This is a genomic window from Variovorax brevis (assembly GCF_030317105.1).
GTDB lineage: Bacteria > Pseudomonadota > Gammaproteobacteria > Burkholderiales > Burkholderiaceae_C > Variovorax > Variovorax brevis.
In genome coordinates this window covers 748,311-767,995 of sequence record NZ_JASZYG010000001.1, presented here as the reverse complement: position 1 = coordinate 767,995, position 19,685 = coordinate 748,311, and the positions used below count along the sequence as shown (strand labels likewise).

The following is a 19,685-nucleotide window of genomic DNA, read 5'->3' as shown; positions in this document are numbered from 1 at the left end:
GTGTCTGCGTCCTCCTGGGCTTCCAGTTACTGGCGCTACCTGAAGCTGGTGGCCGCGCGCATCAGGACGCGCGGACTCATCGCGGCCTTTCTTGCGTTGCTGGCCTTTGCGGCAACGGTGCTGGTGGTGGTGGAAGACCCCGGCAAGGTCGCGTCCTGGGGCAGCCTCTTCACGCTGCTGTCGGCGATATTTGCGGCGCTCACGGTCATTCGCGTCAGCATGAAGGCGCAGATCGAGGATGGCTATTCGCTCGCGTTTGCGCTGGCGCACGGTTACGTCAACAATTTTGCGCGGGTGGCCATTGCGGACCTGAAGGCGCAGTCGCCGGACGGCCGCTTCGTGGTGTTCCGCCCGACGGGGCTCGACGAACTGGACGATGCAAGTGTCGAGCGCTACAAGCAGCAGATTGCCAGCCGCGGCTACAAGTCGTCGGTGCGGCAGCTGGCGACGGGAGGCAAGCGTTTGCGCGATGTGCTCATGATCGAGAGCCAGCGCGGCGAAGCGGGAGAATTGCGCTATGTCGATTTTCCGTCCACGCTGCTGACGCTCAAGAGCCTCGTGGACTATCGCAGCGAGCAGCGACGCAAGAAGTCAGGGCTTCCGCTGTCGGATTCCGAGCAAGGGTTGATCACGCAGGAGCTGATCGCCAAATTTTTCGATGAGGTCGTGCAGATGCTCGCCTCGGACGTGGCCGAGGGCCGCGTCGTCTTCACCGATTCCCGCATGGTTCACCTGTAATGCAACACCAGAAAATCCTCATCCTCGACTTCGGCTCGCAAGTCACGCAACTCATCGCGCGCCGCGTACGCGAGGCGCATGTGTTCTCCGAAGTCCACCCCTGCGACGTGAGCGACGAGTGGATCCGCGACTACGCCAGGGACGGCACGCTCAAGGGCGTGATCCTGTCGGGCAGCCACGCGAGCATCTACGAAGAGACCACGGACAAGGCACCGCAGGCCGTGTTCGAGCTGGGCGTGCCGGTGCTGGGCATCTGCTACGGCATGCAGGCCATGGCGCACCAGCTCGGCGGCAAGGTCGAGGGCGGGCACAAGCGCGAGTTCGGCTTTGCGGCCGTGCGCGCACGTGGCCATACGGAGTTGCTCAAGGACATCGCCGACTTCACGACCGATGAAGGCCACGGCATGCTCAACGTGTGGATGAGCCATGGCGACAAGGTGACCGAACTGCCGCCCGGCTTCAAGCTGATGGCGTCCACCGATTCATGCCCCATCGCCGGCATGGCCGACGAAGACAGGCACTTCTACGGCGTGCAGTTCCATCCCGAAGTCACGCACACGGTGCAGGGCCAGGCGCTGCTCAACCGCTTCGTGCTCGGCATCTGCGGCGCCAAGCCCGATTGGGTCATGCGCGACCACATCGCCGAAGCGGTCGAGAAGATCCGCGAACAGGTGGGTGACGAAGAAGTCATCCTCGGCTTGTCGGGTGGTGTCGATTCGTCGGTGGCCGCGGCGCTGATCCATCGCGCCATCGGCGACCAGCTGACCTGCGTGTTCGTCGACCACGGCCTGCTGCGGCTGAACGAAGGCGACATGGTCATGGACATGTTCGTTGGCAAGCTGCACGCGAAGGTGATTCGCGTCGATGCGAGCGACCTGTTCCTGGGCAAGCTGGCCGGCGTGAGCGACCCGGAGGCCAAGCGCAAGATCATCGGCGGCGAGTTCGTCACGGTGTTCAAGCAGGAAGCGGCCAAGCTCACCAGCGCCGGTGCCAAGGGCGCGAAGTGGCTGGCGCAGGGCACGATCTATCCGGACGTGATCGAGTCGGGCGGTGCGAAGAGCAAGAAGGCCGTGACGATCAAGAGCCATCACAACGTGGGTGGCCTGCCCGAGCAACTGGGCCTGAAGCTCTTGGAGCCGCTGCGCGACCTGTTCAAGGACGAAGTGCGCGAGCTGGGCGTGGCGCTGGGCCTGCCGCCGGAGATGGTCTACCGCCATCCCTTCCCGGGCCCGGGCCTGGGCGTGCGCATCCTGGGCGAAGTGAAGAAGGAATACGCCGACCTGCTGCGCTGCGCCGATGCGATCTTCATCGAGGAGCTGCGCAACTTCAAGGATGAGGCGTCTGGCAAGACCTGGTACGACCTCACCAGCCAGGCCTTCACCGTGTTCCTGCCGGTGAAGAGCGTGGGCGTCATGGGCGATGGCCGGACGTATGACTACGTGGTTGCGCTGCGCGCGGTGCAGACGAGCGACTTCATGACGGCCGACTGGGCAGAGCTGCCTTATGCGCTGCTCAAGAAGGTGTCGGGGCGGATCATCAACGAGGTGCGAGGGATCAACCGCGTGACCTACGACGTTTCGAGCAAGCCGCCGGCGACGATTGAGTGGGAGTGACGGAGCCAGCGGCCCCTGGCTTCCTGCAGCTTGCTGCAAATTGGTCATGGACTTCACCAACGGAACAGCTGCGCCGAAAGCACGCCGCGCAAATCTTCGCCTGCCCGGGCGTGGCACGAGCTGCTCCTTGTACATCGCGGGCGGAACTGGGCTGCGGGTCTTCGGCACGCGTAGCCAAGAGAAGGGCGCAGGTGCGTAGCGCTAGTTCGATGGTGTCGGCATTGCTGCCGCCTCGACAATGAACTTGCTGCGCTCGTAGAGTTCGTCGAAGGTCATGATGTCAATGCCCGCGATGCTGTTGCGATACAGCTCGAAGGAGCGCATCTTGTCGGTGTTGACACCTTGCGCTGAGACGAATTCGCCCAGAGAGCCCGCAACGATGAAAGCACGCGGCCTGAAATTGAAGACGGACTCCCCGGTCGGATTGCCGTCCTCATCGTTGGGTTGGATCAACCCGTATAGGGCCCTCGGAGTCAATGACTTGGAGGCAATGCGCAACGAGCCCTCGGCCGTCGCCACAGCGGGACTGATATAGGTTTTGCCGGAGATCTTCTTTCGATGTATCTCTGCCTCGTCGTCCATCGATAACTCCTTGCTGCATCAATGTTTAGAGACATGCGCGCCGGGCCCAGACGCTCAAGAACACGCTGACGCTGGTGGAATGCGAGTGCACGGGCTCACGATCAGGGACGCGCTGTCGTTGTCGGTGCTCCGTTGGCTCTGGCTGCAACTTCCGCGCAGGCCAGCATGAGGTCTTCGAAGGGCAGCGCGTCCCCTACCATGACTTGATCTTCGAGCATGCTGGCGTAGTCGAGGGCGAGGGCTTCGCGTGCGGCCCCCTTGGGCACGACGTGCAGGGTACCTGCGATGGCGGCGAAGTAGTCGACCGTATTGCCTGCGGCATCCTTCTCGGGGAAGAAATACGACTTGTGCTCAGCGACCGCGCGTGCGACTTCGCGATCATTGACGACGGCATCGAAGTGCGAGCTTCTCATGATGGCCGCCAGGTCGTGCCAGTGCCGCGCATAGCGCTCGCCGCGGATCCGGCCTTGGGCGCAATAGACGTGCGCGGCAGTTGCCTTTTCCCAGAAGGTCCGGGCGACGCTCATGACCACCGGGGAGGCGGTCGGAAACGTCACTCCGTCGACGTGGCCGTCGATGTCACACGCTACCGGTATGGCCGCGTGCGGCTCGCCCGTCGCCCGACCGCCAAACTCCAATGTGACGACCGGAGCGACATATCCGGTCCCTTGCTTGACCGCTTGGTAGTGAAGCAGCAACTTGTCCTTGTCCGCACCTGCGACTTCCAGCTTCGCACCCAGCTTCGCCTTGTCGAGTGCGTCCTGAATCACGGGCTGCACCGTGCCTGCGATCCACGCCGGAAGCCGGTCGCGCACGGCTTTCGTCCACTTGCTGGCCTGGCTGCGGCTGGCCGGCAAGAACTCCTCGCCTCCCGTCAGGTCGGCGATCAGCTTGCGGATGTCGTACGTCAGGTCGAGGTCTTCCGAGAACCTGTCGATGATGCGGTAGGCCTTGGAGAGGGACGTGCCACCCTTGAACGTTAGATCCGTACCGACCGGCGACCCGAACAGCGTGCCAAGCGTCCAGACGACCCAGATGTCCTTTTCCATTAGATGGGCCGGGCGGCCGGTCCGCTCCCGGCCTACTTCCAGGACTTCGGCCCGGTCCGCGTCGCTGAGGGAGAAGTAGGGCTCAGCCACGAATCGCTTCTTCGCCGATCGCCCTGGCCATCCATGAGGGCAGGCCGGCACGCCCCGACGTAAGCGCCTGCCATTCCGAAGACGGAAGCGTTCGCCGCAAGGCGGCCAGCGATTCGCGCACATGCGACGGTCCCATCCAGGCCAGCGCCCGCACGGCCGCGCCGGCTTGGCCGACGCCCAGAGCCAACATCCAGCGGGGGGCATGTTTGACCGTCACCTCGTAGCGACCCAGCTTCAGCTTGCGGCTGCGCCCCGAGGTCAGATAGACCTCGCGAATCGGCACCTGCTGTGTCAGGCCCAGCGCGTTGGCCGCGTTGGCGCCGTGCGGTGTGACCACCTCACCGCTTTGGGCGGCCAGAGATTGCACGACCTTTTCAGGAGCTGGAGCTCGCGTCCCAAACCGGCTCGACACAGGCGTGACGTAGGTGCCGCGCGCCACCCGAAGCAACTTGCCTTCCTTGGCAAGTCTCGAGAACGCCTGATCAACCGCGGCGCGGCTCCCGAGATGCAGAAACTCCTTGGGCGACACCACGCCGCCCTCGGGCAGGGATTGGGTGTGTGACAGGATGGAACGGGGGAGCGTGCTCATGACTGGATCTCTGGTGTCAGAAGTTTATCGTAGTTTCTGACATTCTGCTTTGTCACCAGACCGACTCAAGGCATGGCAGGTTGACGAACCGAGAGTTAGCCGAGTGACACCGGGTTGGGTCGTTCGGTAGCCGTGTCTGCCGGGGTGACTCTCCACTGACATTCCATTGCAATGTTCAAGCAGATCAACTCGTTCAAGCCGCTGGGAGAAACACGAGGAACTTAGGGCGTTGGCGCGCGAAATTAATGGGGTATTTAGCAAACCGGTACCCCGTTTATTTGCGCGCTTTGCCCCATTTGTGGGGCTGAGGAGCGTGCGGCGTTCCTTTACGCTGCCTTCGCGTGCCTCAGCGTGAACAGTCCGACGTCAACGCGCCCAGTGCGAAACCCTGCTTCGCAATAGCAAAGGTAGTACTCCCACAACCGCCGGAAATCAGCGTCGAAACCCAATCCACGGATCGCGGGCCAGGCGCGAAGGAAGCGGTGCCGCCATTCGGCCAAAGTCGCCGCATAGCCCGGCCCAAAGGATTGCGCCTGCTCCATGACCAGACCCGCGCGCGCCGCCTGCTCGTGCATGGCCGCGACGGAGGGCAACATGCCGCCCGGAAAGATGAAGCGCTGGATGAAATCGGTGTTGTGTCGGTAGTGCTCGAAGCTCTCTTGCGCGATCGTGATCACTTGCAGTACCGCCAGGCCATCGGGACTCAAGCGCTCGCGCAGCGTGTCGAAGTACGTCGGCCAGTAGCGTTCGCCCACCGCTTCCAGCATCTCTATGGAGACGATGCGATCGTATTGGCCTTCGACGTCGCGGTAGTCTTGCAAGCGCAGTTCGACACGCTCCTGCAGGCCGCACGCTTCAACGCGCTGCCTCGCATGCGCCAGCTGTTCTGACGAGAGCGTCAAGCCCGTCACGTGTGCGTCATGACCCTGCGCGAGTGCCAACGCCAGTGCGCCCCATCCGCAGCCGATCTCCAGCACCTTCGCCGGCGCCTTCAGGTCGAGCAGATCCATGATGCGCGCCAGCTTGGCCGCCTGCGCCTGCTCCAGCGTCTCCTGTCCGGTCGCGTAGAGGCCGCTCGAATAGATGAGGTCGGCGTCGAGCCAATGGGCATAGAAATCATTGCCCATGTCGTAGTGAAAAGAAATGTTCTCGCGGCTGCCGCGTCGTGTGTTGGCACGCGTCGCGTGGAATGCGCGACCCAGCCACCCAAAAGGCAAGGACGCATCGAGCGTGCGGCCCCAACTCGCTTCATTGCGCAGGCCAAATGCCAGCAGGGCTGTCAGGTCCGGTGTCGACCAGTCGCCGTCCCGGTAGGACTCGGCAAAGCCGAGATCACCGCGCAGGAGCAGGCGCAGCAACGGGCGCCAACGGTGCAACTGGATCGAGACGGATGGCTCATCCGCCTTGCCCCGGCCCTCGAGCGTCGCGCCGTCCGGCAACTCGACGCTCAATGTGCCGTGCGTCACCTTGCGCAAGAGGCCCACAACGAGGCGGCGAAGCGGCCAGCCGGCGCAAGCCGACAGCAGGTTCGCAACGCCTTGGGTCGCCCGCTGCGACCGAAAGCCAGCGCGAGGAGAAGCGGGTGTGTTCATGAGTCTTCGGGTTTGATGGAATGCACCGGCTGCGGTGGTGCGGCGGGACGGGAATGAAGCGGAACGCCCTTGATCCACAAGCGCAGGGCCTCCCAGTGAATTGCCACGATGACCTTCAGCGTGAGCAGCGGATGCGAGAAGAACGCGCCCGCAAGCGCGGCGTCCGAAAGCGGCTTGCGCTGCGCGTCGAAGCGGGCAATGAGCACGCCACCATGCGAATCGCTGGCGCTGACGGCGATGGCCAGATGCGGCGTGTCGGCTCGCGGCGCATCGATTCGAAATCCGTAGCGCATGTCCAGCCCCAAAAAGGGCGACACATGGAGCGACTTGGCGCAGCTCTGCATAATGGTTGCGTCGCGGCACGCGTCCGCATCGACCGCAATGAAGTAGCTGTGCCGCTCGCCAAAGGTGTTGTTCACCTCGTAGACGATCGCCTGCAGGTCGCCGTCCAGCCGATGGCAGAAATACACGCTGATCGGGTTGAAGGCATAGCCAAGGATGCGAGGCATCGTCAGCAGCCGGATCGCACCGCCCACCTGCAGGCCGGCAACCAGCAGTTGGCGCTCGACATGCTTGCGCAGCCCACCGCCATCGCCGTAGTCGCGCTCGTGCAGGCTGAAGAGGTTGAAGCGGTTCAGCGAGAACCAGCGCAACTGGCCATCGAGTGCTTCCAGTTCGTCCAGGTCCAGCAGCAGGCTGAAGAGCCGATAGCGCAGCCGATGGCGTGCTGGCCGCATCCGCTGATGCATGACATGGCCCGTGTAGAGAGCCGATTCGCTGGCGCGCATCAGGCCCTCGCCAGTTGCGGTCGCAAGCGGATGCGGCCCGATTCGCCGGCCACGTTCCACGGCCGGCGCACATCGCCCAACTGCTCAGCCACCGCAAGGCCCGCCTGCAGCCCGTCCTCATGAAAGCCCGATCCGAAGTACGCGCCACAGAACCAGGTGCGGTTTTGCCCTTGCAGCGACCAGAGTTCGTCTTGCGCGCGAATGGCTGCGGCGTCGAACACCGGGTGTTCGTACATCCCGGTGCGAATCAGGTGGTTTGCGCGCGGTTCCGTCACCGGGTTGAGCGTGAGGAACAGCGGCACATCCTGGCGGATGCCCTGCAGGCGATTCATCCAGTAGGTCACGCACAGCGCGTCGCTGCGCGTGCGGTCGGCGGCGTAGTTCCAGCTGGACCACACGGCGCGGCGCCTGGGCATCAGGGCGCTGTCGCTGTGCAGCACCGCGCGGTTGCGCATGTAGCCGAAAGCACCGAGCAGCCGGCGTTCGTCGCCACTGGCGTCGGGGAGCAAGCGCAGCGCCTGGTCGGCATGGGTGGCGACGACGACCTGGTCGAATCGTTGCCACGTCGCGTCGTCGCGCGTGCGCAGCAGCACGCCCGAAGCAAGACGTTGCAACTCGGCAACCGGGCTGTTCAGCCGCATGCGATCGCCCAGCGCGCGGGTCAGGCGTTCGACGTAGCGGCGGCTGCCGCCGTCCACCGTGCGCCACGCGTCGCGGCGGCCCAACCGGAGCAACTGGTGGTTCTCGCAGAAGCGCACGAAGGCTTCGGTCGGGTACTGGCCGATGTGCGCGGCCGACGTGGACCAGATCGCCGCAGCCATCGGATAGAGGTGGTCGTCGCGGAAGGCGCGGCCGTAGCCTTGTGCGTCGAGGTAGTCGTCCAGCGGCATCAGCCCGATGCGTGCCGCGTCGACCGGGGCGCGCCGGTAGAAGCGAACGAGGTCGCGCAACATCGACCAGAAGCGCAGGTTGAATAGATTCCCGCGCTGGGCAAAGAGTCCGCGCAGGTCGGTTCCCGAATACTCCAGTGCGCCGTCGTCCAGGCTCACGCCAAAGGACATTTCGGATGCTTGGGTCGGCACCGCCAGATGCGCCAGCAGCGCGGTGAGGTTGGGATACGCCGCTTCGTTGAACACGATGAAGCCCGTGTCCACCGGCACCGTTCCGGACGGGGTGCACACGTCGACCGTGTTGCTGTGGCCGCCAGCCCGGCCGTCGGCTTCGAACACCGTCACCCGATGGCGCTGTGCCAGCAGCCAGGCCGCGCCCAGGCCGGAGATGCCGCTGCCAATGACCGCCACGTCCAGCACGGGTGCCTGCGTGTTTCGTGGGTATTCGCCGTGCGCAAGCCGCATCCTCATGTCGTCGTCCTTTGAAGCGTTGGTGCTTGTACGTCGAACGCCGGCTTTTGGATTACTTCATTTGCTGGCCCTGTGATCTAATTTCCCGGCGGTGCGTATGAACACCATGAACACTGCCCGACAGCCATCGGCAACGGCATCGAAGTCGAACCGGCTGCGATCGGCCCACCTGTCGATCGTCACGTCGCTAAAAGATCGATCCATGCCGACCAGCGAGGAACTGACTGAACTCGTGCACGCCGTCGCTGCCAACGGCGACCGGCAGGCGTTTGCCGCACTGTTCAAGCACTTCGCGCCGCGCGTCAAAGCCTACTTGATGCGCGCCGGCAGCAGCGAGGGCCAGGCGGAAGAACTGGTGCAGGAAACCATGATCAGCGTCTGGCGCAAGGCCTCGATGTTCGATGCCCGCCACGCTGCCGTCTCCACTTGGATCTTCACCATTGCGCGCAACCTGCGTGTCGATCATTTCCGTCGCGGAGGCTCCGGTCTGCTGGACGGCGAGGCGCCCGAGGGCGAAGAACGCGCGGACCCGGCGCTGCAGCCCGATGAAGAAGCCACGGCGCGCCAGCGCGAGCGCGGCGTGCGCGAGGCCATGGCGCAACTGCCCGCGGAGCAGGTGCAGGTGCTGCGCCTGTCCTTTTACGAAGAGCATTCGCACGCCCGGATCGCGCAAGACTTGGGAATCCCCCTGGGTACCGTCAAGTCGCGCGTGCGGCTGGCCGTGACCCACCTGCGTCGCATGCTCGGCGAGATTTGACCATCATGATTCAACACCACCCCGACGACGACCTCCTGCTGGGCCATGCGGCCGGCAAGCTCGACAGCGGACGCGCACTGGTTGTCGCCAGCCACCTCGAACTTTGCGCGCATTGCCGCGAGCGCGTGCGGCTGTTCGAGACGGTAGGCGGCGCCATGCTGGAAGACGTGACGCCGGCTGACGTGTCGGCGCAGGCTCTGGCCCAAACTTGGGCGGCCATCGATTCACCCGCACCTCGCCCGAGCGGCCGCCAGCGGCCGGCGGGCACGCGGCCGGAACTTCCGGCGGGCATGGCGTGGCCGCGCGCCCTGAAAGACTGCCAGGCGTCGCGCTGGCGCTGGATCGCGCCGGGCATGCGCTGGTGCCGCGTCAAGGTGCCGTACGACCCGGCCGCCAATGTCTTCCTGCTGCGCATCGGCGCGGGCAAGTGCCTGCCTTTTCACACGCACAGCGACAACGAGCTGACGCAGGTGCTGCACGGCGCCTTTCACGACGGCCGTGCCTTGTTCGGTCCGGGCGATTTCGACGAAGCGGACCCGAGCATCCTTCACGAACCCAAGGTGCTGGCGCAGGGTGAATGCATCTGCCTCGCCTCCGTGCGGGGCAAGGTGCTGTTCCAGGGCGTCGTCGCGCGCTGGATGGGCGCGATCGTCGGCCTGTGAAGGGTCAACGCGAGGGCATGAACCTCGCGGTGACTGCGCAGGCGATGCCAGCGGCTACCGCCGTGACGAAGCTGCCCCACACGAGGTCTGCCACCGTCACGTGCCACGGCCAATCCTTGAGCGTGGCCTGGTTGGTGAGGTCGTAGGTGGCATAGGCGATCAGGCCGAAAAGGGCGCCCAGGCCCAGTGACCTTTGCCAATCACCATCGCGCAATCCGGGCGCCACGGCGAAGATCACCACGCCCACGAAATAGAGGGCGTAGAAGACAATGGCCGGTGCCACGTCAAAGCGCTCTCGCATCAGGTGCGCGAGCGCGGGCCGATAGAGGCGATCCGCCATGGCCGTGAGCCAGATGGCATCCAGCGCCAGAAAGATCACAGCGACGGCTGCGTAGGCGAGGGCGAACTGTCGAACATTCATGGCGTTGCTTTCTCTTGTTTCTCGATGCCCGGGCCGGCTTTTCATTTGAGGCGATAGCTGAGCGTGCGGCCGCCCGCCACCGTCGAGTCCAGGCCGACCCATTCGTCCTGCGCCGAATACCAGACGTCGATGGGTCGCGGCGGGCCGCTGATGCGCCAGCGCGTGGCGGTCATCGTCGTCCCGCGCACGCTGATGTCGCCCGTGCCGATCCGGCGGATCTGGACTTCTTCGAGTTCGCCCGATTGCGCATTGAGCAGCCGCGCTTGCGTGCGGATCGCCGGGTTCCAGTAGGCGAAGCTCATCACGCAATCCGGCATCGTGCGGGCGTTGCCGGCGTTCGTGGACACGATGAGGCGTTCATCCTGGGTCCTGCTGTCGACCTGGGTGGCCTTGCCGTCGTCGTCTGTTGTCGCATCGAGTGCCTTCAGGCAATTGCCGCGCCATTGCTCGATCGCATGGTGACGGTAGCGGTAAGCCGTGATGCCCACGAACTTGACGGTGAAATTCGCGTCGCTCGCCACCTTGCGTCCATCGCCCGAGGCCACGACGCTGAACCGGTGTTCGCCGATCGGCTCGCCGTTCAGGAGTGCGACGAAGTCCCACACGCCACCGCTCGCCGCAGCAGTGTGCGCATGGATTCCTGCTGCCATCAACACTGCGAGCCACGTGCGTGGTTGTGGCCGAGTCATGTCGAGCCCTTGCGTGGTGGTCCGGGCAAAAAGGCGCGCGTGCGCGCGATGTAGTCGCGGTACGCTGGACGCCTTTCGCCGATGTCTTTTTCAAGCAGGCTCACCCCGCTGACCTTCAGCAGCAACACCGTCATCAACAAGGGTGACACGACAGTCCACGTGCCCGCCCATCCCGCGCCACCAACCGCCACCAGCCACAAGCCCCACCAGACGCAAGCCTCGCCAAAATAGTTCGGGTGACGGCTCCATCGCCACAAGCCCCGGTCCATCACGCGCCCGGCATTCGCAGGGTCGGCCTTGAAGCGGGACATCTGGGCATCGCCCACGGCCTCGTAAAACATGCCGAAGGCGGCCAGCGCGATGCCCACGATGTCGAGCGCGTGCAAAGAACGATCCGCCGCCATGCCGACCAGCAATGGCATTGTCACCACCCACGCCAACACGGCTTGCAGCCCGAAGACAAGATAGAGACTCTTGAGCCCGAAGCCGGGCTCGTTGCGCACGCGAATCTCCCGGTATCGGCGATCTTCGCCATGGCCCCAGTTGCGCACGGTGACGTAGATGCACAGGCGAAGCGCCCACACCAGGACCAGAACCAGCATGGCCAAGCCCCGCGCACCCACCGAGGGCAGCGCGACGAACCAGGTCAACGCGGCGCTGGCAATGAAGACGCCCCACATGCGATCCACCAGGCTCGCATCGCGTCGCATCAGGCTGACGAACCACGACAGCAAGCTCAGGCAAAGCATCGTTGCAAACCCGCCAAGCGCAACGCGAAGCGAAGGCTCATGCATGGCGCGTTCCAGTTGCCACGCCGTCAAAGCGCATGGACAGTCGTACCAGCAGCGGCATGGCCAGCGCCCAGATGCAGGCCAGTGTCACCAGCGCAGAAGTCATGTCAATGAACTGCGCACCACCGAGCCGGACGCCGGAAACGAACGAGGCCGGCCCGGCCACCGCGGCCAGGCCCGCAGTGAGCCACCAGCGCGCCCGCAGCCATCGCAGCGTCACGTTGAGACTGATGGCCAGCAAGCCCCACAGGGCGACCAGCCAGTAGGGGGCAAGGCCCGAAACGGGTTGGCCCGAGGGGTAGCTGACGTTGCCTTGCAGTGCGGTGAACGTCTCCACCACAAGACCCAAGGCGCATGCCAGGGCCACCAGCATCGCCTCTTGCCCGGGCCGTTTGGAAATGGCGACGTGCCAGCCAATCGCGCCGATCACGCATGCCGTGCCGAGCAATGGGGCGTGATGGGCGGCGCCCAGTACAGCGGCAAACCAGGCCGACTGGAACACGACCAGGTTGGCAATCTGGCGCACGCGCGTGGGTTGTGCGACCCCTTCACTGGACGGGTCATGCTTCCCCTGGGCGAGCGACGGCGTCGTCATGCACGCTTCTCGAACAGGTAGTGGCTCACCCACCATTGCTGTCCGGCGCTGAACCCGAACAGTTCCGCCACGGACATGAAGAACAGGCGCCAGCGCGTCCACCAGATTTCAGCGTCACGTCCGTAGGTGTCATGGAAGAGCGGCAGGATCTCGCTGCGCCGATCGTCCATGTTGCGCAGCCACGCCTCGGCGGTGCGCTGGTAGTGCCTGCCGTCCCACCGCCAGCGCTGCAGGATACGCAGATCGTCCTGGCAATGCAGCGCGAGGTCGTCGCTGGGCATCACGCCGCCGGTGAAGAAATGCTTGCTCATCCAGTCGCTCGCGTCGCGCTCGACGAAGGGGTAGGGCGCCTCGCGGTGTGCAAAGACGTGCATGAAGAAGCGCCCATTCGGCCGGAGCCATCGCGCAACGTTGGCAAAGGCCTGCGGCCAGTTGCGCAAATGCTCGAACATCTCGACGGAGACCACGCGGTCGAAGCGCTGATCGGTCTCGAACACGTTGAAGTCGCGCGTCAGCACGCGGATGTTGCCAAGGCCTTCGCGCCGCGCCTGCGTTTCGATGAACTGGCGCTGCGAGTTCGAGTTCGACAGCGCGGTGATGCGGCTCGCCGGAAAGTGCCGCGCCATCCACAGCGTGAGCGCTCCCCAGCCGCAGCCGAGCTCCAGGATGTCCTGGCCATCCGCAAGGCCTGCGCGTTCGCAGGTGATGCGCAGTGCAGCGGCCTCGGCTTCGTCCAGCGTGTCGACGCCCGAGGGCCACCACGCGCAGCTGTACTTGCGGTGGCTGCCCAGCACATGGGCGAAGAACGCCGCCGGCAACTCGTAGTGTTGCTGGTTGGCCATCTCGGGCCGTGGCGCCAGTTCCGCGTCCTGCATGGCTTGCACGAAATCGCGTGTCTGCGCTGCCGTCTCATCCGCGTTGCCGCTTTGCAGTTCGGCCAGCCGCGCATCGAGCAGTCGGCGAATGCCGATGCGAACGACCCGGTCCGGCACGAGGCCCTGCTCGATCCACTGGATGGCGACGGCGGTGTTTCCGGGCATGCGGTGACTTTCTGATACGCAGCACAGGTGGTGTGCCGACCAATGGGTGTACGCATGCAGGTGCCGACTGGATCACCTCGCCGTCCCGTGCAGGGGCGGATCGATCGGCCAACGCATAGGGAAACTGGGGTTGGCGAAGTCCGAGTTCAGGCCGTATCGTGCGCGGTCCGGTGCATGGCTTTCCAACTGCCGTGCGCCAACAGGCGCCGCACACGCTGGCTCCAAAGAGGGAAGGGCATTGCAAAACAAGAAACGTTTGCAATGGACAAATAACTATTGCTGGCTTGTACCGGCCGCCATCTCAAAGCACGCTCGGCGCTGCGCGCCAAACTACCCGTTTTCTTTTCAAGTTCTCAGGAGGAATTTCCATGCTCAACATCGCCGCCAATCTCCAGCGCAGCGCAGCCCTTTTGCCCAACAAGCCGGCCATCTGCTTTCTGGACAAGTCTCTGACCTACAGCCAGCTCAACGCCGCCGCCAACCAGGTCGCCAATGGGCTGCGCGCCATGGGCATCCAGAAGGGCGACAAGGTGGTGCTGGCCTGCCCGAACCTGCCGTTTTTTCCGGTGGTGTACTACGGCATCCTGAAAGCCGGCGCGGTGGTCGTGCCGATCAATGTGCTGCTGAAGGCGCCCGAGATTGCCTTCCACCTGAAAGACAGCCAGGCCAAGGCCTTCTTCTGCTTCGAAGGCAGCCCGGAACTGCCGCTCGGCCAGGAAGGCGCAGCAGGCGCCAGGGAGGCGGGCACCGGCAACTTCATCGTCATCACGGCCGATCCGACGAAGCCGAGCGCCATCGAGGGCGCCCGCACGCTGGGCCAGTTGATGAGCGGCCAGCCCACCACCGGCGACTACGAGCAGACCTCGGAGACCGACACGGCGGTGATCCTGTACACCTCGGGCACGACCGGCAAGCCCAAGGGCGCCGAACTGTCGCATGCCAATCTCGCGCTCAACATCGCGAACTCCGCCTTGCTGGGCAAAGTGGACTCGAAAGACACCTACCTCATCACGCTGCCCCTGTTCCATTCCTTCGGGCAAACCGTGCAGATGAATGCGGCCGTCATGGTCGGTGCCACGGCCGTGCTGCTGCCGCGCTTCGAACCCGATGCCGCTTTCGCGGCCATGCAAAGGCACGGCGTCACGATCTTCGCGGGCGTGCCCACGATGTTCATCGCGCTCCTGAACCTGCCCGGCGCCAAGGAGCGTCACGACATTCCCGCCATTGCCGCGAAGATGCGTGTCGCTTTTTCGGGCGGCGCTGCGATGCCGACGGCCGTGATGACGGCCTTTGAGAAAGAGTTCGGCGTGATGGTGCTCGAAGGCTTCGGCCTGTCGGAAACCAGTCCCGTGGCCTCCTTCTCCTTCATGGAAAGCGAACGCGAAGCGGGCAGCGTCGGCCAGCCCCTGTACGGCGTCGAGATCAAGCTGGTCGATGAAAGCGGCAGCACCGTGCCACAAGGTGAGCGCGGCGAAATCTGCATCCGCGGCCACAACGTCATGAAGGGCTACTTCAACCGACCCGAAGCCACGGCCGATGCCATTCGCGACGGATGGTTCCATTCGGGCGACATCGGCCAGTTCAACGAGAAGGGCAACCTGTTCATCGTGGACCGGGTCAAGGACATGATCATTCGCGGCGGCTTCAACGTCTATCCGCGCGAGCTCGAAGAAGTGCTGAGCACGCATCCGGCTGTCGCCACCGTGGCGGTGATCGGGGTTCCGCACGACACGCACGGCGAGGAGATCAAGGCAGTGCTGGTGCTCAAGCCGGGCCAGAAAGCGGCGCCGGACGAAGTGCTGGCCTGGTGCAAGGAGCGCATGGCGGGCTACAAGTACCCGCGCATCATCGAGATTGTTGAATCGTTGCCGATGACGGCCACCGGCAAGATCCTCAAGCGCGAGCTCAGAACAAATGCAAGTTGAACTACAGGTGGGTGTCCTCGGATGGATCAAGCGCAAGGTTTTCAACACGCTGCTGCGGTGGCTGGTCAAGCCGCTGTGGCTGCGAAAGGGCCTCACGGTGGACTTCGTCCGGAAGCGGCTCGACATGTTCTGCTCATGGTTGCCAGCCGCGACCTCTGCGCCCGGCCGACCTGACCGCGTTTCGCCGGACTGCGATGGTGAATGGATCGAGCCAACCGGCCGCACGCCGCAGCGCTTGGTGCTGTACCTGCACGGCGGCGCGTGGATCACCCGGGCGCCGCAGATGTACCGGGCGTTCGCCCGCAGGTTGGCAGAGCAGCTCGATGCCCGCGTCTTCCTGCCGGACTACCGGTTGGCGCCGGAGCACCGCTTTCCCGCGGGCGCGGATGACGCACTCGCCGCCTACAGGCACGTTCTGGCCCAAGGTGTTTCTCCGGGGCATCTGGTGATTGCCGGCGATTCGGCAGGCGGCAACCTGACCTTGGTCACCCTGCAGCGCGCGCGCGACGAAGGCCTGCCCTTGCCGGCGTGCGCCTTCGTGCTGTCGCCTGTTGCCGACCTCAGCTTTGGCAGTCCCTCGGCGCATCTCAACGCCGAGAGCGATGTGATGTTCTCCGGCGCCGCCACGGGCTTTGTGCTGGGCAACTACCTGAACGATCCCGCCGAGGCCGAGCACCCGCATGCGTCGCCGCTGAAAGGCACATTTCACGACTTGCCGCCGTTGTTGTTGCAGGCGAGCACGACGGAACTGCTGCGCGACGATTCGCTGCGCTTTGCCGAAGGGGTTCAGGCAGCGGGTGGTCGGGCGGAATGCACGCTGTGGCCCGACCTGCCGCATGTCTTCCAGATCGCCGATTTCCTGGAGGAGTCCAAGGTGGCGATGTCCCAGATCGCTTCGTTCGTCAAAAGGGAGTGCAGCGCGCCCGTTTCCTGAGCGAAAACATGTGCGCCGTGGGCACCCGCGCCAAGGTCTCGCCGGATTTACAACACCCGCTTAATCACTTGGTTCTAGTTGCGCCTTCGCAAAAGTAACAGTCATCGTGAGTGCCGACTTTCATGCGTTACATTTGGTCGCAAGTTGTGAATCCATGTTGATTTTCAACACCTTGCGCCGCCGTCGATATGTCCTGACTGCATCTTGTGCAGGTTGCGGATCTTGAAGCTGCGCGGTGGCAACCAACCGGCAACCAGACTCAAGACGGATCATGAACGCAACGCAAGCAAGCGCAAAGTCTCCCTCGTCGACCACCACCCGCCGTCAGGTCCTGACGCGCGTCGCCGGCGCAGCCGCCGCCACCGTCCTGGGCATGCCGGTGTTCGCCCAGGCCAAGACCCTTCGCATCGGCGCCACCTTCGACAACAGCGGTGTCGAGAAGACCAATGGCTCGGGCCTGTTCGCGGGCTCCAGTGCCTGCATCGCGGCCATCAACAAGGCGGGCGGAATCAACGGCACCAAGGTCGAGTTGGTCATGGCGGACGACCAGTTCAAGCCGGACGTTGCCAAGTCCAACGCGCTGGCCTTTGCGGCGGACAACTCGGTCGTCGCCATGCTGCACCCGCTGGGCACGCGGCAGACGGCAGAGGTCATGGACGCGGTGCCGGGCCTGGCCGTCGTCGGGCCCAACACGGGCACCGTGTCGCTTCGCAAGAAGACGGCCCCCAACACCTTCTGGGTTCGCGCCAACTACGATCAGGAAGTCGACAAGCTGATTGCGACCGCCGCAGTGTTGGGCATCAGCAAGATCGGCATCGTGCATTCGAATGATCCGCTGGGGCAATCCGTGCTGGCGGCCTACAAGGCATCGCTGGCCAAGTTCAAGCTCGAACCCGCCGTCATCGCCACGACGCCGAGCACCATCAGCCTCGAAGTGGAGCCTGCAGCGGCTGCCATTGCCAAGGCGGCGCCGCAAGTGGTGATCGCGGGCCTGGCCGGCACGGCACCGGCGTTCATCAAGGCGTTGCGCGCCGCGGGCGGCAACAGCACGGTGTATGGCCTGTCCATCACGGCAGGTTCGCTCACGCCCATGGGCGATGCAGCGCGCGGCGTCGGCTTTGCCATCGTCGTGCCTTCGCCCTTTGCGACGCGTTTCGAAATTGTCCGCAGGTACCAGGCCGACATGGAAGCCAACGGCTCCAAGGCCTTCTCTCTGCCCAGCCTCGAAGGCTACATGGATGCCGCGGTGCTGGTGGAGGGTCTGCGTCGCGCGGGTCCGGCGCCCAGCCGTGCCGCCGTGATTGCCGCGCTGGCCGGCATCGAGAACCACGACCTCGGCGGCGTGAAGATCGGCTTTGGCCGCGCCAACCGCGAGGGCAACCAGTTCGTCGACGTGGCCGTGATCGGCTCCAACGGACGCCTGGTCAGCTAGAAAAAATAGCGCGCCAAGCCAAGGCTGCCGCGCGCCTGAAGCACCGTCCGTGTCGCTGCTCCTGCTGCATAAACTGGCCTTGGTCGAATTACCAATCGCGCTGTCGGTTGGCGACGATGTCGATGGCCTGCGCATCCTGAGCATGGCGGGCCACGTGAAGGCCAACATTCCGCCGCCCGTGCGCACCTTGTCGGGCTATGAGCAGCCGCCAGCGGTGGTGTTCTCCATCACGTCCCTGGGCCGGCGAATGCTCGACCGCTTCCCGCTGCATCGGGAAAAGACGCGATCGAGCTGATGGCGCTCAGGCGGTCGCCATGCCGGCGTCGACCGCTTCGCGCAGTTGCGCGCAGGCTTCTTCGGGATTTTCAGCGCTGACGATGGCGCGAACGACTGCCGCCGACCCCACGCCCGATGCCATCACTTCCGGCAGGCGCTGCGCGTCGATGCCGCCGATGGCCACTTGCGAATAGCCGCGCGTGAGCCGCGCATAGGCATACAGGCGCGCCAGGCCTTGAGGCATGGTCGCCATGCGCTTGAGCGTGGTCGGAAACACCGCCCCCATGGCGATGTAGCTGGGGCTCACGGCGTCGGCGCGAACCATCTCGGCGTAGCCATGCGTGCTCACGCCCAGCCGCAAGCCGGCGTCGCGGATCTGCTGCAGGCTGGCGGGGCTGAGTGCATCGAGGTCTTCCTGCCCGAGGTGCAGGCCGTAGGCGCCTGCCGCGATGGCCGCTTGCCAGTGGTCGTTGATGAACAGCAGCGACGGCGTGCCGCGCACCGCTTCGACCGCGGCACGCACTTCGCGATCAACGGCAGCGGCGTCATCCGATTTGAAGCGCAGTTGCACCGTGGGAACGCCTGCGCGCGCCACCCGGCCCACCCATTGCGCATCCGGCAGCACGGCGTAAAGGCCAAGCTGCTGCGGGCAGGCGGGAAAGGCGTTGGCGCGGGCGGCAGGCGGAAAGGTGCCCATGCCGAAGTCCGCGGGCGTGTCAGGCCAATGCGAAGCGTCGAAGCGCGTCGTGCGCGCGGTTTGCGCCTGCCAGGCGAGGGCCAGGCACTCGGCATCCACCTCGATGAAGCCGAGCGTGGCGCAGGCCAGTTTTGCGGCCCGGTAGACCGGATCGTCGCGCGTGAACAGCGGCGCCGGCGTGTCCGCCTGCGCACCAAAGCGATCGCGGTGCGCGGAAATGATGGCTTGCGCCATGCGTTGTTCTTCGCTCATGACGCGTGATGCCAGAAGGGCGTGCCGAGCACCGGCGTGCTGGGCTGGGCGGATTCCTGCGCTGCCATCGCCCCGGCCAGGAACGCAGCGCGTCCGGCAGCGACGGCGTCGGCAAAGGCACCGGCCATCGCGACAGGGTCTTGCGCCAGCGCCACCGCCGTGTTGAGCAGCACGCCGTCGTAACCCCACTCCATGACCTGGCAGGCGTGGGAGGGCAGGCCCAGGCCCGCATCCACGAGCATCGGGACCTTCAGCCGTTCGCGCAGCAGTTGAAGCGCGTAGGGGTTGACGGGGCCGCGTCCGGTGCCGATGGGAGCCGCCCAAGGCATCACCGCCTGGCAGCCCACATCGACCAGGCGCTGGCACAGCACCAGGTCTTCGGTGCAATACGGCAACACCTGGAAGCCGTCGCGAATCAGGCGCGATGCGGCGTCGACGAGGTTGAGCGTGTCCGGCTGCAGCGTGTAGTCGTCGCCGATGAGTTCGAGCTTGATCCACGGCGTGTCGAACAGTTCTCGCGCCATGCTGGCGGTGGCGATCACTTCTTCGACGCTGTGACAGCCGGCGGTGTTGGGCAGCACCGGCACCTTGAGTTCGCGCAGCATGTCCCAGAAGCCGTTGTCGCTGCTGGCAGAGCCGGGCGTGGCCGTCTGGCGCCGCAATGACGCCGTCAGCATGGCCGGCCGGGCGCGGCGCACGGCGGATTCGAGCACGTCGGGCGATGGGTAGCGGGCCGTTCCGAGCAAAAGGCGGCTCTCGAAGGCCTGGCCGTACAGGACGAGGGGGTCGTGGAGTTTGGTGGAGGAGGTCAT

The 19,685-nt window shown here is 64.9% G+C and carries 21 protein-coding genes; 8 read left to right on the top strand and 13 right to left on the bottom strand.

Annotated elements, in window-relative coordinates; genetic code table 11:
* Entirely contained in the window at nucleotides 1-738 is a 738-nt protein-coding gene (locus QTI66_RS03290) for an STING domain-containing protein (protein WP_286557477.1), read from the top strand.
* Nucleotides 738-2,351 (top strand): glutamine-hydrolyzing GMP synthase, encoded by a 1,614-nt coding sequence (gene guaA, locus QTI66_RS03285; RefSeq protein ID WP_286557476.1) that lies wholly within the window; start codon nucleotides 738-740, stop codon nucleotides 2,349-2,351. The genes QTI66_RS03290 and guaA overlap by 1 nt, the downstream gene beginning before the upstream one ends.
* Before the next feature lie 201 nt (nucleotides 2,352-2,552).
* Here guaA and QTI66_RS03280 read toward each other — a convergent pair whose 3' ends face one another.
* From QTI66_RS03280 to QTI66_RS03255, 6 genes are all read right to left on the bottom strand, one after another.
* Nucleotides 2,553-2,933: a Shedu anti-phage system protein SduA domain-containing protein gene (locus QTI66_RS03280; RefSeq protein ID WP_286557475.1), complete on the bottom strand. Its 381-nt coding sequence runs from the start codon at nucleotides 2,931-2,933 to the stop codon at nucleotides 2,553-2,555.
* 101 nt (nucleotides 2,934-3,034) lie between these two features.
* Nucleotides 3,035-4,072 carry a nucleotidyl transferase AbiEii/AbiGii toxin family protein gene (locus QTI66_RS03275; protein WP_286557474.1) on the bottom strand — a complete coding sequence of 346 codons (1,038 nt, stop codon included), beginning with the start codon at nucleotides 4,070-4,072 and terminating at the stop codon, nucleotides 3,035-3,037.
* Complete coding sequence (locus tag QTI66_RS03270; protein WP_286557472.1) at nucleotides 4,065-4,661, bottom strand: DUF6088 family protein; 597 nt, start codon at nucleotides 4,659-4,661, stop codon at nucleotides 4,065-4,067. Before QTI66_RS03270 ends, QTI66_RS03275 begins: the two co-directional genes overlap by 8 nt.
* A 326-nt stretch (nucleotides 4,662-4,987) precedes the next feature.
* Nucleotides 4,988-6,253, bottom strand: coding sequence for an SAM-dependent methyltransferase (locus QTI66_RS03265; RefSeq protein WP_286557471.1), 1,266 nt, complete (start codon nucleotides 6,251-6,253; stop codon nucleotides 4,988-4,990).
* Nucleotides 6,250-7,041: a DUF1365 domain-containing protein gene (locus QTI66_RS03260; RefSeq protein ID WP_286557469.1), complete on the bottom strand. Its 792-nt coding sequence runs from the start codon at nucleotides 7,039-7,041 to the stop codon at nucleotides 6,250-6,252. Before QTI66_RS03260 ends, QTI66_RS03265 begins: the two co-directional genes overlap by 4 nt.
* Nucleotides 7,041-8,402, bottom strand: coding sequence for an NAD(P)/FAD-dependent oxidoreductase (locus QTI66_RS03255; protein ID WP_286557468.1), 1,362 nt, complete (start codon nucleotides 8,400-8,402; stop codon nucleotides 7,041-7,043). Before QTI66_RS03255 ends, QTI66_RS03260 begins: the two co-directional genes overlap by 1 nt.
* A 106-nt stretch (nucleotides 8,403-8,508) precedes the next feature.
* Here QTI66_RS03255 and QTI66_RS03250 point away from each other — a divergent pair, with 106 nt between their 5' ends.
* Together QTI66_RS03250 and QTI66_RS03245 are read left to right on the top strand one after the other, a co-directional pair.
* The gene (locus QTI66_RS03250; protein WP_286557466.1) at nucleotides 8,509-9,159 is read left to right on the top strand and encodes a sigma-70 family RNA polymerase sigma factor; all 651 of its coding nucleotides are present in this window, start codon (nucleotides 8,509-8,511) and stop codon (nucleotides 9,157-9,159) included.
* Nucleotides 9,160-9,164: 5 nt separating this feature from the next.
* Nucleotides 9,165-9,821: a ChrR family anti-sigma-E factor gene (locus tag QTI66_RS03245; protein WP_286557464.1), complete on the top strand. Its 657-nt coding sequence runs from the start codon at nucleotides 9,165-9,167 to the stop codon at nucleotides 9,819-9,821.
* A gap of 4 nt (nucleotides 9,822-9,825) precedes the next feature.
* Here the strand turns inward: QTI66_RS03245 and QTI66_RS03240 are convergent, their stop codons facing one another.
* From QTI66_RS03240 to QTI66_RS03220, 5 genes are read right to left on the bottom strand one after another with little or no spacing between them, the layout of a single operon-like run.
* A complete protein-coding gene (locus QTI66_RS03240) occupies nucleotides 9,826-10,242 on the bottom strand; it encodes a DUF2177 family protein (RefSeq protein ID WP_286557463.1) in 417 nt (138 codons plus the stop codon).
* A gap of 41 nt (nucleotides 10,243-10,283) precedes the next feature.
* Nucleotides 10,284-10,892, bottom strand: a complete 609-nt coding sequence (locus QTI66_RS03235) for a DUF6134 family protein (RefSeq protein ID WP_286557462.1) — start codon at nucleotides 10,890-10,892, stop codon at nucleotides 10,284-10,286.
* 35 nt (nucleotides 10,893-10,927) lie between these two features.
* Nucleotides 10,928-11,725, bottom strand: a complete 798-nt coding sequence (locus QTI66_RS03230; RefSeq protein ID WP_286557461.1) for a DUF1295 domain-containing protein — start codon at nucleotides 11,723-11,725, stop codon at nucleotides 10,928-10,930.
* Nucleotides 11,718-12,317 (bottom strand): DUF2878 domain-containing protein, encoded by a 600-nt coding sequence (locus QTI66_RS03225; RefSeq protein WP_286557460.1) that lies wholly within the window; start codon nucleotides 12,315-12,317, stop codon nucleotides 11,718-11,720. Before QTI66_RS03225 ends, QTI66_RS03230 begins: the two co-directional genes overlap by 8 nt.
* Complete coding sequence (locus tag QTI66_RS03220; RefSeq protein ID WP_286557459.1) at nucleotides 12,314-13,357, bottom strand: SAM-dependent methyltransferase; 1,044 nt, start codon at nucleotides 13,355-13,357, stop codon at nucleotides 12,314-12,316. The genes QTI66_RS03225 and QTI66_RS03220 overlap by 4 nt, the downstream gene beginning before the upstream one ends.
* A gap of 368 nt (nucleotides 13,358-13,725) precedes the next feature.
* Here QTI66_RS03220 and QTI66_RS03215 point away from each other — a divergent pair, with 368 nt between their 5' ends.
* The 4 genes from QTI66_RS03215 (at nucleotide 13,726) to QTI66_RS03200 (ending at nucleotide 17,943) form a co-directional block, all read left to right on the top strand.
* Nucleotides 13,726-15,282 (top strand): long-chain-fatty-acid--CoA ligase, encoded by a 1,557-nt coding sequence (locus tag QTI66_RS03215; RefSeq protein WP_286557458.1) that lies wholly within the window; start codon nucleotides 13,726-13,728, stop codon nucleotides 15,280-15,282.
* Nucleotides 15,272-16,216: an alpha/beta hydrolase gene (locus tag QTI66_RS03210; protein WP_286557457.1), complete on the top strand. Its 945-nt coding sequence runs from the start codon at nucleotides 15,272-15,274 to the stop codon at nucleotides 16,214-16,216. The genes QTI66_RS03215 and QTI66_RS03210 overlap by 11 nt, the downstream gene beginning before the upstream one ends.
* A gap of 271 nt (nucleotides 16,217-16,487) precedes the next feature.
* Nucleotides 16,488-17,648, top strand: coding sequence for an ABC transporter substrate-binding protein (locus QTI66_RS03205; RefSeq protein ID WP_286557456.1), 1,161 nt, complete (start codon nucleotides 16,488-16,490; stop codon nucleotides 17,646-17,648).
* A gap of 49 nt (nucleotides 17,649-17,697) precedes the next feature.
* The gene (locus tag QTI66_RS03200; RefSeq protein WP_286557455.1) at nucleotides 17,698-17,943 is read left to right on the top strand and encodes a hypothetical protein; all 246 of its coding nucleotides are present in this window, start codon (nucleotides 17,698-17,700) and stop codon (nucleotides 17,941-17,943) included.
* Between the two features lie 6 nt (nucleotides 17,944-17,949).
* On the opposite strand, the gene QTI66_RS03195 is transcribed toward QTI66_RS03200, so the two are convergent.
* Both QTI66_RS03195 and QTI66_RS03190 read right to left on the bottom strand, forming a co-directional pair.
* Entirely contained in the window at nucleotides 17,950-18,873 is a 924-nt protein-coding gene (locus QTI66_RS03195) for a thiamine phosphate synthase (RefSeq protein WP_286557453.1), read from the bottom strand.
* Nucleotides 18,870-19,685 carry a thiazole synthase gene (locus QTI66_RS03190; protein ID WP_286557451.1) on the bottom strand — a complete coding sequence of 272 codons (816 nt, stop codon included), beginning with the start codon at nucleotides 19,683-19,685 and terminating at the stop codon, nucleotides 18,870-18,872. Before QTI66_RS03190 ends, QTI66_RS03195 begins: the two co-directional genes overlap by 4 nt.

Coding starts and splice junctions, on each gene's coding strand:
- QTI66_RS03230 (WP_286557461.1), bottom strand. CDS start 11,725: ATGCATGAGCCTTCGCTTCGCGTTGCGCTTGGCGGGTTTGCAACGATG.
- QTI66_RS03225 (WP_286557460.1), bottom strand. CDS start 12,317: ATGACGACGCCGTCGCTCGCCCAGGGGAAGCATGACCCGTCCAGTGAA.
- QTI66_RS03260 (WP_286557469.1), bottom strand. CDS start 7,041: ATGCGCGCCAGCGAATCGGCTCTCTACACGGGCCATGTCATGCATCAG.
- QTI66_RS03210 (WP_286557457.1), top strand. CDS start 15,272: ATGCAAGTTGAACTACAGGTGGGTGTCCTCGGATGGATCAAGCGCAAG.
- QTI66_RS03245 (WP_286557464.1), top strand. CDS start 9,165: ATGATTCAACACCACCCCGACGACGACCTCCTGCTGGGCCATGCGGCC.
- QTI66_RS03255 (WP_286557468.1), bottom strand. CDS start 8,402: ATGAGGATGCGGCTTGCGCACGGCGAATACCCACGAAACACGCAGGCA.
- QTI66_RS03195 (WP_286557453.1), bottom strand. CDS start 18,873: ATGAGCGAAGAACAACGCATGGCGCAAGCCATCATTTCCGCGCACCGC.
- QTI66_RS03270 (WP_286557472.1), bottom strand. CDS start 4,661: ATGAGCACGCTCCCCCGTTCCATCCTGTCACACACCCAATCCCTGCCC.
- QTI66_RS03190 (WP_286557451.1), bottom strand. CDS start 19,685: ATGACCTCCTCCACCAAACTCCACGACCCCCTCGTCCTGTACGGCCAG.
- QTI66_RS03280 (WP_286557475.1), bottom strand. CDS start 2,933: ATGGACGACGAGGCAGAGATACATCGAAAGAAGATCTCCGGCAAAACC.
- guaA (WP_286557476.1), top strand. CDS start 738: ATGCAACACCAGAAAATCCTCATCCTCGACTTCGGCTCGCAAGTCACG.
- QTI66_RS03235 (WP_286557462.1), bottom strand. CDS start 10,892: ATGGCAGCAGGAATCCATGCGCACACTGCTGCGGCGAGCGGTGGCGTG.
- QTI66_RS03205 (WP_286557456.1), top strand. CDS start 16,488: ATGAACGCAACGCAAGCAAGCGCAAAGTCTCCCTCGTCGACCACCACC.
- QTI66_RS03265 (WP_286557471.1), bottom strand. CDS start 6,253: ATGAACACACCCGCTTCTCCTCGCGCTGGCTTTCGGTCGCAGCGGGCG.
- QTI66_RS03220 (WP_286557459.1), bottom strand. CDS start 13,357: ATGCCCGGAAACACCGCCGTCGCCATCCAGTGGATCGAGCAGGGCCTC.
- QTI66_RS03240 (WP_286557463.1), bottom strand. CDS start 10,242: ATGAATGTTCGACAGTTCGCCCTCGCCTACGCAGCCGTCGCTGTGATC.
- QTI66_RS03250 (WP_286557466.1), top strand. CDS start 8,509: ATGAACACTGCCCGACAGCCATCGGCAACGGCATCGAAGTCGAACCGG.
- QTI66_RS03215 (WP_286557458.1), top strand. CDS start 13,726: ATGCTCAACATCGCCGCCAATCTCCAGCGCAGCGCAGCCCTTTTGCCC.